The organism is Stenotrophomonas sp. ATCM1_4, assembly GCF_004348115.1.
Lineage (GTDB): Bacteria > Pseudomonadota > Gammaproteobacteria > Xanthomonadales > Xanthomonadaceae > Stenotrophomonas > Stenotrophomonas capsici.
In genome coordinates this window covers 2,799,037-2,811,631 of record NZ_QPFB01000001.1, presented here as the reverse complement: position 1 = coordinate 2,811,631, position 12,595 = coordinate 2,799,037, and the positions used below count along the sequence as shown (strand labels likewise).

Genomic DNA, 12,595 nt, shown 5'->3' with positions numbered 1-12,595 from the left:
TGCTGCTCCTGCCCATGCGCCTGTTGCTGGTCGAAGACAACCCGGACCTGGCCGATGCGATCATCCGTCGCATGCGCCGCAGCGGGCATGCGGTGGACTGGCAGTCCGACGGCCTGGGCGCGGCCAGCGTGCTGCGCTACCAGAGTTTCGACCTGGTGGTGCTGGACATCGGCCTGCCCAAGCTCGACGGCCTGCGCGTGCTGGCCGGCATGCGCGAGCGCGGCGACAGCACCCCGGTGCTGATGCTTACCGCGCGCGATGGTATCGAGGACCGCGTGCAGGCCCTGGACGTGGGCGCCGATGACTACCTCGGCAAGCCGTTTGATTTCCGCGAGTTCGAGGCGCGCTGCCGGGTGCTGCTGCGTCGTGCCCGCGGCAATGCCAGCGAGGTGGTGCAGGTGGGCAGCTTCCAGTTCGACAATGCGGCCCATCGCGTCAGCGTCGATGGCGAGCCGATCGAGTTGCCGAACCGCGAGTACCGCCTGCTGGAGATCCTGGTCGGGCGGCTCGGGCAGGTGGTGAGCAAGGACGAGATCGGCAATGGCCTGTTCGGTTTTGATGACGAGGCCGGGCCCAATGCGATCGAGCTGTACATCGGTCGCCTGCGCCGCAAGCTGGCCGGCGCGCCGTTGCGCATCACCACCGTGCGTGGCGTGGGCTACCTGCTGGAGCCCGGCGAGGGCGCGGTGGATGGCGATGACTGAGGAGCGCGCGCCGGGTTCGCTGCGGCGCACGCTGCTGCTGTACCTCGGCGGCCTGCTGGCGGTGTTCGCGGTGGTGTTGCTGTTCGCCGCGCGCGAGTACGGGCAGCGCGCCGCCAACCGCTCCTATGACCACCTGCTGGTGTCCTCGGCGCTGTCCATCGCCGATTCGGTGGCGCTGGTGGACGGGCAATGGCAGGTGGACCTGCCGTACGCAGCGCTGGACCTGCTGTCGATGGCCGAGGAGGACCGCGTGTTCTATCGCATCGCCGATAGCCGTGGTGCGCTGATCACCGGCTACCCGGACCTGCCGGCATCGCCGCAGCTCGCCGATGGCCGGCCGCAGCTGTTTGATGCCGGCTACAGCGGCGAGACGGTGCGCTTCGTGGTGGTCGCGCGCAGCTTTGCCGCCGCCTCCGCGCAGGGTGAAGTGCAGGTGCAGGTGGGGCAGACCCGTCGTGCCCGCGAGGCGCTGGCACAGGAGATGGTCAACCGCGCGCTGCTGGCGATCGGGGTGCTGTCGGCACTTGCCTTGGCGCTGGTCGCGTTCGGCGTGCATCGCGCGTTCCGCCCGCTGGTGCGGGTGGAGCGCGAGTTGTCGCGGCGCGAGTCGTCGGACCTGAAGCCGCTGGACGCGCGGGTGCCACGCGAGATGGACCAGATGGTCGGTGCGCTGAACCATTTCATGGAGCGCCTGTCCAGCAGCAACGAGACGCTGCGTGCGTTCATGGCCGACGCCGCGCACCAGATGCGCACGCCCTTGGCCGCCTTGCGCGCGCAGGCGCAGCTGGCGCTGGACGAGGACGACCCGCAGGAGATGCGGCGCAGCCTGCAGGCGATCGAGCGCAACGCCACCCACATGAGCCGTCTGCTCAACCAGCTGCTCAGCGATGCCAGCGTGATCCACCGTTCGCACCTGCGCAGCTTCGCCACGGTGGACCTGGCCGAAGTCGTGCACCAGGCCCTGCACGAGGCCTTGCCGCAGGCCGGCCCGGCGCCGCGGGTGCAGCTGGCGATGACCAACGCGGTGGTGTCGGTCAACGGCGACGCCCTGCTGCTGCGCGAGGCCATCAAGAACCTGATCGACAACGCGGTGAAGTACGGCGGTGCCGGCGCGCTGCAGATCGCGTTGACCGTGGAGGCGGCCGATGCGGTGCTGACCATCGCCGACCACGGCCCGGGCATCGCGGCCGCCGACGCCGAGCGGGTGTTCGAGCGCTTTGGCCGCGGCGAGCACGCGCCGGCCGGCGGCGCCGGGCTGGGTCTGGCCATCGTCAAGCGGGTGATCGACAGCCATGGCGGCCGGATCGATCTGGCCAACCGGCCGGAAGGCGGCCTGGTCGCCACCCTGCACCTGCCCAGGAGCAATGCATGAAGTCCCTGTTGATCATGATGTTGTGCTGCCTGCTGGTGCTGCCGGCCCGGGCCGCGCCGGGGGATGTGCAACGCTTCCCGGCCAAGGGCGCGGCCACCGCACAGCTGCGCATCCACGGCACCACCGATATCGAGGTGTTCGCGCGGGTGATCGCCGACTACCAGCGCCTGCATCCGGGCACCGAGGTGATCTACGAGGACATCATCACCCAGGACCTGCATGCGCGTTTCCTGCGCACCGGCAAGGGCCCGAACGGGCCGGACCTGTTGATTTCCAGCGGCATGGACCTGCAGACGCAACTGGTCAATGACGGTCATGCGCTGCCGCACCAGTCGGTGTGGACCGACGCGGTGCCGGCCTGGGCGCAGTGGCGGCACGAAGCCTATGGCATCAGCTACGAGCCGGTGACCATCGTCTACAACACCCGCGCGCTGCCGCCGGCACGGGTCCCGCATACCCGCCGGCAGTTGCTGGCGCTGCTGCGCGGTGAAGGCGCGCCGTTGCGCGGCAAGGTCGGTACCTATGACATCGAACGCAGCAGCGTGGGGTACCTGCTGGCCACCCAGGACGCGCATCGCGGCAGCATCGCCGGCGCCTTGCTGGGGGCGCTGGGGGACAACGCGGTGGTCCGCGAGGAGCGCACTGGCGTGCTGCTGGACAAGGTCAGCAGCGGCGAGTTGTCGCTGGCCTACAACGTGCTGGGGTCGTATGCGCAGGCACGCATCGATGCCGGTGCGCCGCTGGGTATCGTCGAGCCGGAGGACTACACGCTGGTGGTGCTGCGCACGGCGATGATCCCGCGCAGCAGCCGCAACCCGGCCGAGGCACGCAGCTTCCTGGATTACCTGCTGTCGCCGCGCGGACAGCTGGTGCTCTCGCGCGAGGCGCGGTTGATGCCGATCGTGGGTGCGGCAGGGCGCGATGGCACGCCCGGCCGCAACCGCCGGCCGATCCAGTTGGGGCCGGGCCTGCTGGTGTACCTGGACGCGCTCAAGCGGCGGCAGTTCCTGGATGCCTGGCGCAGCAGCGTGGAACCCGCAGGTCAGCCGCAGGCTGTCGACGTGCAGCGGTAGCGTGCAGCCAGCGACGGCCAGGAGGGGAAAACAAGAACGCCGGGCGTTGCCCGGCGTTTTCATTGCAGCGGCGTTGGATCAGCCCGCCCAGGTGTCGCGCAGGGTCACGCTGCGGTTGAACACCGGCTTGCCGGCGGTGTGGTCGCGGCGGTCGGCGACGAAGTAGCCGGTACGCTCGAACTGGAAGGCCTGCTCGGGCGCGGCAATGGCGGCGGCCGGCTCGACATAGCCGGTGACGACCTTGCGCGATTCCGGGTTGAGGTAATCGCGGTAGGTCTTGCCTTCGGATTCATCGTCCGGGTCGGCGACCGAGAACAAACGGTCGTACAGGCGCACTTCCGCTTCCACCGCGTGCCGGGCGCTGACCCAGTGGATGGTGCCCTTGACCTTGCGGTTGGCGCCTTCCATGCCCGGACGCGATTCCGGGTCCAGCCAGCCGCGCAGCTCGACGATCTGACCGGCGTCGTTCTTCACCACCTCATCGACGCGGGCGATGCCGGCGCCGCGCAGGCGCACTTCGCCGCCCGGTACCAGCCGCTTCCAGCCCTTCGGCGGGACTTCGGCGAAGTCCTCGCGCTCGATCCACAGCTCGCGTGCGAACGGTACTTCGCGGGTGCCGAAGCTTTCGTCCTTCGGATGGTTGCTGAAGGTCAGGGTTTCTTCGTGGCCTTCCGGCAGGTTGGTGAGCACCAGCTTGACCGGATCGATCACCGCCATGCGGCGCGCGGCGGCACTGTCCAGATCCTCGCGCAGCGCGCCTTCCAGCACGCTGAAGTCGATCATCGAGTTCTGCTTAGAGATGCCCACGCGTTCGGCGAACAGGCGCATCGCCGCCGGGGTGTAGCCGCGGCGGCGCAGGCCCTGCAGGGTCGGCATGCGCGGGTCGTCCCAGCCGTCGACCAGCTGCTCGGTGACCAGCGCCATCAGCTTGCGCTTGCTCATCACCGTGTAGTTGATGTTCAGGCGCGAGAACTCGATCTGGCGCGGCTTGGCGGCTTCACGCGGCAGGCCCTTGTCGACCAGCGGCTGGGTCAGCGCGTTGTCGTGGGCGAAGTCGACGTTGTCCACGCACCAGTCGTACAGCGGGCGGTGGTCCTCGAACTCCAGCGTGCACAGCGAATGGGTGATGCCTTCCAGCGAATCGCCCAGCGCATGGGCGAAGTCGTACATCGGGTAGATCGGCCAGGCATCGCCGGTGTTCTGGTGCTCGACGTGCTTGATGCGGTAGATCGCCGGGTCGCGCAGGTTGATGTTGCCGCTGGCCATGTCGATCTTGGCGCGCAGGGTGCGGGCGCCATCGGGGAACTCGCCGGCACGCATGCGCGCGAACAGGTCCAGGTTCTCCTCGACGCTGCGCTCGCGGTACGGCGACGGGCGGCCCGGTTCGGTGAGGCTGCCACGGTAGGCGCGCACTTCCTCGGCTGACAGGTCGCAGACATAGGCCTTGCCGTCGCGGATCAGCTTCTGCGCGGCCAGGTAGTAGGCATCGAAGTAGTCCGAGGCATGGCGCAGCTCGTTCCACTCGAAGCCCAGCCAGCGCACGTCGTCCTGGATGGCGTTGACGTACTCGGGGTCTTCCTTGGCCGGGTTGGTGTCGTCGAAGCGCAGGTTGCACACGCCGCTGAACTCGCCGGCGATGCCGAAGTTCAGGCAGATCGACTTGGCATGGCCGATGTGCAGGTAGCCGTTGGGCTCGGGCGGGAAGCGGGTCTTGATGGCCGTGTGCTTGCCGCTGGCCAGGTCCTCGCGGACGATCTGGCGGATGAAGTCGCGCTTCTCGGCGGGAGCGTTCTCCGGCGTGGCACCGGCGGCAGGCGTGTTCTCGGACATGGGGGACGCAACGTATTGAAATAAGCCGCAAGTTTAGCCGAGCCCGGCCTCGGCTGCCGGGACGGGGCTATGCTGGGGGTTCCCGCCCCGTGGACCGTAACGATGGACCGCCCCGTTCTGGTGATAGGCAACAAGAACTACTCGTCCTGGTCGCTGCGCCCGTGGCTGCTGCTGCGCCATTTCGGCGTGGCCTTCGACGAGGTGCGGCTGGCGCTGGACAGCCCGGATTTCACCCGCCAGGCCCTGCGTCACTCGCCGACCGGCAAGGTGCCGGCCCTGCGTGACGGCGGCCTGCACGTGTGGGACTCGCTGGCCATCTGCGAGTACGCCAACGAGCGTTGGCTGGACGGGCGTGGTTGGCCGTCCGACCGGGCCCAGCGGGCCGTGGCGCGGGCGGCGGCGGCCGAGATGCATTCAGGTTTCACCGCCCTGCGCACCCAGTTGCCAATGAACAGCCGGCGGCAGCCGGACGGCTACCGCTGGGATGCCGCGGCCCAGGCCGACATCGGCCGGATCTGCGCGCTGTGGGCCGAACTACGTGGGACCTACGGTACCGGCGGTGACTTCCTGTTCGGGCAGTTCGGCATCGTTGATGCGATGTTTGCACCGGTGGCGGTACGTTTCGATGGCTACGGGGTGCCCGTGGATGACGGTGCGGAACCGTACCATCGCGCGCTGCTGGCCTTGCCGGCGCTGCGCGAATGGCGCCAGGCCGGCGCGGCGGAAACCGAGCGACTGGCCGCCACCGATGCACTGCGCGTGCCGCTGTGAAGGGAGAACACTGATGCAGCAGATCTACCAGACCAACAACCTGTTCGACGCCCATTTGGTCAAGCACGCGCTGGAGGACGCCGGCATCCCGGCGTTCGTGTTCGGCGAGTCGCTGCTGGGCGCCGGCGGCGAACTGCCGCTGTTCGGCCTGCTGCGCGTCTGCGTGCCGGATTCGGCCCAGCCGCAGGCCGAGGACATCGTGGCCGCACTGGCCTTGGACGAGGGCCCGGGCGACCCCATTTCCGATGCAGATGAGTCGCCGGGACTGCTCCCGGCCTGAGGAACTGACCATGTTGGGAATCGGCCAAGGTTTGCTGGGTATCGGTGCGTTCAAGCAGCGCCTGCCGCGCCCGGAAGAGGCATTGCCGGGGCGCGAGGCCCCGCTGCCGCTGCACAACGTGCATTTCGTCAACGGCCAGCCGTTGCAGGGCGATCTGGCCGGGTTGCAGGTACTGGACGTGGGCCTGGGCTGCTTCTGGGGTGCAGAGCGCAAGTTCTGGCAGCTGCCGGGCGTGGTGACCACCGCGGTGGGCTACCAGGGCGGGCTCACCCCCAACCCGACCTACGAGGAGGTCTGCTCCGGGCTCACGGGCCACACCGAGGTCGTGCGTGTCGTGTTCGACCCCGCACAGGTGCCCCTGGAGACCGTGCTGCGCACGTTCTGGGAGAACCACGACCCTACCCAGGGCATGCGCCAGGGCAACGATACCGGCACCCAGTACCGCTCGGCGATCTACTGCCATACGCAGGCGCAGTACAACGCGGCCATCGCCAGCCGCGCGGCCTACCAGCAGCAGCTGGAAGCGGCCGGCTACGGGCCGATCACCACCGAGATCGCCCATCCGGCACCGGCGTTCTTCTACGCCGAGGACTACCACCAGCAATACCTGGCCAAGAACCCGAACGGCTATTGCGGCATCGGTGGCACCGGCGTGAGCTGCCCGATCGGGCTGGACGTCTGAGCGATGGGGGCCACGCCGCGGCGTCTGCTGGTGGTGTGGCACAGCTTCACCGGTGCGACCGAGGCCATGGTCGGTGCGTTGCTGGAAGGTGCACGCGCGGCGACGGATGATGCCGTGGACGTGAGTGCGTTGCGTGCGGCCGATGCCGGCGCGGCGGATGTGCTGGCGGCCGATGCAGTGGTGTTCGCCACGCCCGAGACGCTGGCCTCGATGAGCGGGGCGATGAAGGACTTCTTCGACCGCAGCTATTACCCGTTGCTGGGGCGCTGCGAAGGCAAGCCGTATGCGCTGCTGGTGTGTGCCGGTTCGGACGGGCAGCCGACGATCGCACAGTTGCGGCGGGTGGCCCTGGGCCTGCGCCTGAAGGAGGTGGCCGAGCCGGTGCTGGTGTGTACGCAGGCACAGACGGCGGAGGCGATTCTGGCGGCCAAGCAGGTGCCGGCCTCTGCGCTGGCGCGTGGCCGCGAGCTCGGTGCGTTGCTGGCGGCGGGCCTGGAGCTGGGCGTGTTCTAGTTTTCTGCTCAAGCCCCTCTCCCGCATAGCGGGAGAGGGGTTGGGGTGAGGGCGCCTTGAAAGCACGTAAACGCTACGGCAAGGCAAAAACGCCCTCATCCGCCCCTTCGGGGCACCTTCTCCCGCAGGCGGGAGAAGGGAGGTTCTCGGGCATTGCGTGCCCTGGCTTTCTGCTCAAGCCCCTCTCCCGTGTACGGGAGAGGGGTTGGGGTGAGGGCGCCTTGAAAGCGCGCAAGCGCCACGGCAACGCAGAAACGCCCTCATCCGCCCCTTCGGGGCCCCTTCTCCCGCAGGCGGGAGAAGGGAGATTCTCGGGCACTACGTGTGAGTCTGCTTACTTCGCCAGTTCGTCGGCAATGCGCTGGCGCAGCGTCTGCAGGTCCTTGGCGAACGCGTCGATGCCGGTGGCCAGCTTCTCGGTGGCCATCGGGTCGGCGGCCAGGTCGGCGTCGAACTTGGCTTCATCGATGGCGGCCACGTTGACGGCTTCGGCCGTACCGGCCACCAGCTTGCGCGGCAGCTCGCCGAAGTCGGCGTCGAGCTTCTCCAGCAGGTCCGGCGAGATGGTCAGGCGGTCGCAGCCGGCCAGCGCTTCGATCTGCGCGGTCGAGCGGAACGAGGCGCCCATCACCACGGTCGGCGAGCCACGGCGCTTGAACTCGGCGTACACGCCGCGCACGAACTGCACGCCCGGGTCTTCGTCGATGCTGGCCGGCGCCTGGCCGTTGGCCACGTACCAGTCCAGGATGCGGCCGACGAACGGCGAGATCAGGAACGCACCGGCTTCCGAGCAGGCCAGCGCCTGGGTCGGGTTGAAGATCAGGGTCAGGTTGCAGTCGATGCCTTCGGCCTGCAGTACGCGCGCCGCTTCCACGCCGGCCCAGGTGGCGGCGATCTTGATCAACACCTTGCTACGCGGCACGCCGGCCGCTTCGTACATGGCGATGAATTCGCGCGCCTTGGCGATGGTGGCAGCGGTGTCGTGGGCCTGGTCGGCGTCCACTTCGGTGGACACGCGGCCGGGCACCAGCTCGGCCAGCATCGTGCCCACACCCACGGTCAGGCGGTCGACCACGGCCTTGGCCACGTCCTGCACGTCGCCGGGCTGGCCGCGGCCCCACTGCAGCTCGCGCTCGATCAACGCGGCATAGACCGGCAGGTCGAGGGCTTTCTTCACCAGGGTCGGGTTGGTGGTGCAGTCCACCGGACGCAGGCGCTTGATGGCCTCGTAGTCACCGGTGTCGGCGACGACGACGGACAGTTCACGCAGCTGGGCGAGCTTGGAGCGGGGCTGGGTCATTGCAGGTTCCTGGTACAGGCCGGCGCGAGGCGCTCAGCGGTGGAAATCGCCCGCAGCTTCGGGCTGGTAGTGGACGGCGATCACGCGCAGGCGCAGCTGGCGGCCACCGGGCGCGGTCCAGTCGATGGTCTGGCCGACCGACAGGCCCAGCAGGGCGCTGCCAACCGGTGCCAGCACGGACACGCGGCCCTTGTCGAAATCCGCCTCGTGCGGATAGACCAGGGTCAGGGAATGCTTTTCATCGTGCAGTTCGTCTTCGCAGTCCACGCGGGAGTGCATGGTGACGATACCGGCCGGGATTTCCTCCGGCGGCAACACCTGGGCGCGTTCAAGCTCCTGCGAGAGGGCGACGGCGGCCGGGTGCCGGCTCAGGGCCGGGGAGTCGAGCAGGGCCTCGAGGCGGGCCATGTCGCGGGTGGAAACGATGATCGATGGCGGGAGACCGCTGTGGCTGGTCATGGGATGTTCCTTATCAGTTGAAGAAAAAATGCAAGCAAAAGGCGACGCCTTGCCGGCGCCGCCCGGGCACTATTGTGCAGATGTCAGGGGTCGCTTGCGACCCTTTCAGGATGATGGGGCCGCCACGGCCGGGATGCAATGTGGGCCGGGGGAGTGTTCAGATTGCGGGTTGGGGAGGGGTACAGCCCCAGCCCTCAGTGCAACCGCAACAACCCCGCCGGCAGCTGCTTGAACAACTGCGCGAACTGCTCCAGGAAGGCGCCCATCGCCGAGCTGCGCCGCCAGACCATGGCGATGCGCCGGTTGGGCTGGGGGTCGCCCTGGAAGGGCACCAGCTGGATGTTCTCCGAGCGCGCCACCGGCGGCTTGACCGCGAGCATCGGCAACAGCGTGACGCCGACGTTGGCGGCCACCATCTGCCGCAGGGTTTCCAGGCTGGTGGCCTGGAATTCGGACTTCTCCAGCGCGCCGGCCAGGTGGCAGACATCCAGCGCCTGGTCGCGCAGGCAATGGCCGTCCTGCAGCAGCAGCAGGCGCTGGTCGGACAGGTCGTCCAGCCGCAGCGTGTCGTGCGCGGCCAGCGGGTGGCCTTCCGGCGCGGCCAGCACGAACGGTTCCTCGAACAGGAACTCGGTGTGCAGCTGCTCATCGTTGACCGGCAACGCCAGCAGCGCGGCGTCGAGCTGGCCATTGCGCAGCTGTGCCATCAGCACGTCGCTCTTTTCCTCGACCAGCAGCATCTCCAGCTGCGGGAAACGCTGGCGGATCGCCGGCACCACGTGCGGCAGCAGGTAGGGGCCGAGCGTGGGGAAGATGCCCAGCCGCACCGTGCCGGCTTCCGGGTCGCGGCTGCGACGCGCGGCTTCCTTCATCTGCTCGACCTCGGCGACGATGCCGCGCGCGCGCATCGCGGCCTCGCGCCCGGCCGGGGTCAGCATCACCTTGCGCGGCGCACGCTCGACCAACGGCACGCCCAGCTCCTCTTCCAGCTTCTTGATCTGGGTGGACAGCGTCGGCTGGCTGACGAAACACGCCGCCGCCGCGCGGCCGAAGTGCTTGTGCTCGGCCAGTGCCACCAGGTACTTCAGGTCACGCAGGTTCATGGCGGACTCCGGTCAATGGACGCAACGGCAACAGGAGCGAAGGGCAGTGCCCCTCGCTCCTGTTCGGGCAGACGCCTGAGGTCAGGCGGTTTCAGCCACTTCGGCCTTGGCAACCGCCGGGGCCGGGGTACGGATCAGGTGGTCGAACGCGCTCAGCGCGGCGGTCGAGCCGGCGCCCATGGCGATGATGATCTGCTTGTACGGCACCGTGGTGCAGTCACCGGCAGCGAACACGCCCGGCACATTGGTCTGGCCGCGGTCGTCGATGACGATCTCGCCGCGGTTGCTCAGTTCCACCGTGCCACGCAGCCACTCGGTGTTCGGCAGCAGGCCGATCTGCACGAAGATGCCTTCCAGCTCGACGCGGTGCGAATCGCCACCGACGCGGTCGGTGTAGACCAGCCCGTTGACCTTCTGGCCGTCGCCCAGCACCTCGGTGGTCTGTGCGTTGAGCACCACCTTCACGTTGGGCAGGCTGTTGAGCTTGGCCTGCAGCACCTGGTCGGCGCGCAGCTTGCTGTCGAACTCGAACACGGTGACGTGGCTGACGATGCCGGCCAGGTCGATGGCCGCCTCGACGCCGGAGTTGCCGCCGCCGATCACCGCCACGCGCTTGCCCTTGAACAGCGGGCCGTCGCAGTGCGGGCAGTAGGCCACGCCCTTGTTGCGGTATTCGTCCTCGCCCGGGACGTTCATCTGCCGCCAGCGTGCGCCGGTGGACAGGATCACCGTCCTGGACTTCAGCGAGGCACCGTTCTCCAGCTTCACTTCGACCAGGCCATCGGCACCGGCCGGCACCAGTTCAGTGGCGCGCTGCAGGTTCATGATGTCCACCTCGTACTCACGCACGTGGGCTTCCAGCGCGCTGGCCAGCTTCGGGCCCTCGGTGTGCTGCACCGAGATGAAGTTCTCGATGGCCATGGTGTCCAGCACCTGGCCACCGAAACGCTCGGCGGCCACGCCGGTGCGGATGCCCTTGCGGGCGGCATAGATCGCCGCGGCCGAACCGGCCGGGCCACCGCCGACCACCAGTACGTCGAACGCGTCCTTGGCGTTGATCTTCTCGGCATCGCGGGCGGCGGCGCCGGTGTCGAGCTTGGCGATGATCTGCTCCAGGCTCATGCGCCCGGAGTCGAACATCTGGCCACCCTGGAACACCATCGGCACGGCCATCACCTGGCGCTGCTCCACTTCCTGCTGGAAGGCGCCGCCTTCGATCACGGTGGTGCGGATGTTCGGGTTGACGATGGCCATCAGCGCCAGCGCCTGCACCACGTCCGGGCAGTTGTGGCAGGTCAGCGACATGTAGACGTCGAAGTCGAACGTGCCATGGATCGCCTTGATGCTGTCCAGGACCTCGTCGGCAACCTTGGGCGGATGGCCACCGGTCCACAGCAGGGTCAGCACCAGCGATTCGAATTCGTGGCCCAGCGGCAGGCCGGCGAAACGCACGCCATGGTCCTGGCCTTCGCGGGCAACCACGAACGAGGGGCGACGGGCGTCGGTGCCGGAGGCGTCCAGGGTGATCTTGCCGTTGCCGGCGGCGACGATGTCGTCCAGCAGGCCACGCATTTCCTGGGCGGCGGCGCTGTCATCGAGCGAGGCGATCAGGCGCAACGGTTGGCGCAGCAGGCCCATGTACTGCTGCAACTGGGTCTTGAGGGTGTCGTCAAGCACGGCGCAACTCCTTGGACGAGGCAAAACGGGGGATGGACGCGGTTGCCTGGGCAACGCGCCGGAAAAGTAGGGGTGAACCGCAGCGGGCTGTCGGGCTTGCTTGCGTGATGCTGGCTGGCATCAACACGCTGCGGTTCACCCCCACGCCCGCCGCGAAGGCGGGGTGGGAGTGCCGGGGGAATGGGCCAGAGGCCTGGCGCATCCCCGCCGGCGTGTTGCGGCTTAGATCTTGCCGACCAGGTCCAGCGACGGGGTCAGGGTCTTCTCGCCTTCCTTCCACTTGGCCGGGCAGACCTGGTTCGGGTTGGCGGCGGTGAACTGGGCGGCCTTCAGCTTGCGCAGGGTCTCGGACACGTCACGGGCGATCTCGTTGGAGTGGATCTCCAGGGTCTTGATCACGCCTTCCGGGTTGATCACGAAGGTGCCACGCAGGGCCAGGCCTTCTTCCGGAATGTGTACGCCGAAGGCGTTGGTCAGCTGGTGGGTCGGGTCGCCGACCAGCGGGAACTGGGCCTTGCCGACGGCCGGCGAGGTTTCGTGCCACACCTTGTGCGAGAAGTGGGTGTCGGTGGTGACGATGTAGACCTCGGCGCCGGCCTTCTGGAACTCGGCGTAGTGCTCGGCGGCGTCTTCGATCTCGGTCGGGCAGTTGAAGGTGAACGCTGCCGGCATGAAGATCAGGACGGACCACTTGCCCTTCAGCGAGGCCTCGGTGACTTCGATGAACTTGCCGTTGTGGTAAGCGTTGGCCTTGAACGGCTGGACCTGGGTGTTGATCAGGGACATGGAACTTCCTCTTGGTTGAAGGGGCGGGGGTGAAGCGTTGGAAAG

The 12,595-nt window shown here is 68.2% G+C and carries 13 protein-coding genes; 7 read left to right on the top strand and 6 right to left on the bottom strand.

The window, feature by feature from the left end; translation table 11 throughout:
• Positions 1-14: 14 nt before the first annotated feature.
• The 3 genes from ATCM_RS13080 to ATCM_RS13070 are packed head-to-tail and all read left to right on the top strand — an operon-like array spanning position 15 to position 3,149.
• Entirely contained in the window at positions 15-704 is a 690-nt protein-coding gene (locus tag ATCM_RS13080; protein WP_132864932.1) for a response regulator transcription factor, read from the top strand.
• Positions 697-2,076, top strand: a complete 1,380-nt coding sequence (locus ATCM_RS13075; RefSeq protein WP_132866174.1) for a sensor histidine kinase — start codon at positions 697-699, stop codon at positions 2,074-2,076. The genes ATCM_RS13080 and ATCM_RS13075 overlap by 8 nt, the downstream gene beginning before the upstream one ends.
• Complete coding sequence (locus ATCM_RS13070; protein WP_132864931.1) at positions 2,073-3,149, top strand: ABC transporter substrate-binding protein; 1,077 nt, start codon at positions 2,073-2,075, stop codon at positions 3,147-3,149. The genes ATCM_RS13075 and ATCM_RS13070 overlap by 4 nt, the downstream gene beginning before the upstream one ends.
• A gap of 78 nt (positions 3,150-3,227) precedes the next feature.
• On the opposite strand, the gene ATCM_RS13065 is transcribed toward ATCM_RS13070, so the two are convergent.
• Entirely contained in the window at positions 3,228-4,979 is a 1,752-nt protein-coding gene (locus ATCM_RS13065; protein ID WP_132864930.1) for a glutamine--tRNA ligase/YqeY domain fusion protein, read from the bottom strand.
• Between the two features lie 102 nt (positions 4,980-5,081).
• Here ATCM_RS13065 and ATCM_RS13060 point away from each other — a divergent pair, with 102 nt between their 5' ends.
• From ATCM_RS13060 to ATCM_RS13045, 4 genes are read left to right on the top strand one after another with little or no spacing between them, the layout of a single operon-like run.
• Entirely contained in the window at positions 5,082-5,750 is a 669-nt protein-coding gene (locus tag ATCM_RS13060) for a glutathione S-transferase family protein (RefSeq protein WP_132864929.1), read from the top strand.
• A 13-nt stretch (positions 5,751-5,763) separates the two neighbouring features.
• Complete coding sequence (locus ATCM_RS13055; RefSeq protein ID WP_132864928.1) at positions 5,764-6,030, top strand: DUF2007 domain-containing protein; 267 nt, start codon at positions 5,764-5,766, stop codon at positions 6,028-6,030.
• Positions 6,031-6,061: 31 nt separating this feature from the next.
• On the top strand, positions 6,062-6,712 hold the full coding sequence (gene msrA, locus ATCM_RS13050; RefSeq protein WP_132866173.1) for a peptide-methionine (S)-S-oxide reductase MsrA: 651 nt from the start codon (positions 6,062-6,064) through the stop codon (positions 6,710-6,712).
• Between the two features lie 3 nt (positions 6,713-6,715).
• Positions 6,716-7,225, top strand: a complete 510-nt coding sequence (locus tag ATCM_RS13045) for an NAD(P)H-dependent oxidoreductase (RefSeq protein ID WP_132864927.1) — start codon at positions 6,716-6,718, stop codon at positions 7,223-7,225.
• A gap of 334 nt (positions 7,226-7,559) precedes the next feature.
• Here ATCM_RS13045 and ATCM_RS13040 read toward each other — a convergent pair whose 3' ends face one another.
• From ATCM_RS13040 to ahpC, 5 genes are all read right to left on the bottom strand, one after another.
• Entirely contained in the window at positions 7,560-8,525 is a 966-nt protein-coding gene (locus ATCM_RS13040) for a transaldolase (protein ID WP_132864926.1), read from the bottom strand.
• A gap of 33 nt (positions 8,526-8,558) precedes the next feature.
• Positions 8,559-8,984 (bottom strand): nucleoside diphosphate kinase regulator, encoded by a 426-nt coding sequence (rnk, locus tag ATCM_RS13035; protein ID WP_132864925.1) that lies wholly within the window; start codon positions 8,982-8,984, stop codon positions 8,559-8,561.
• A gap of 194 nt (positions 8,985-9,178) precedes the next feature.
• The gene (locus tag ATCM_RS13030; RefSeq protein ID WP_132864924.1) at positions 9,179-10,087 is read right to left on the bottom strand and encodes a LysR substrate-binding domain-containing protein; all 909 of its coding nucleotides are present in this window, start codon (positions 10,085-10,087) and stop codon (positions 9,179-9,181) included.
• 81 nt (positions 10,088-10,168) lie between these two features.
• Positions 10,169-11,764 (bottom strand): alkyl hydroperoxide reductase subunit F, encoded by a 1,596-nt coding sequence (gene ahpF, locus ATCM_RS13025; RefSeq protein ID WP_132864923.1) that lies wholly within the window; start codon positions 11,762-11,764, stop codon positions 10,169-10,171.
• 222 nt (positions 11,765-11,986) lie between these two features.
• Positions 11,987-12,550 (bottom strand): alkyl hydroperoxide reductase subunit C, encoded by a 564-nt coding sequence (gene ahpC / locus ATCM_RS13020; protein WP_132864922.1) that lies wholly within the window; start codon positions 12,548-12,550, stop codon positions 11,987-11,989.
• Positions 12,551-12,595 lie beyond the last annotated feature (45 nt).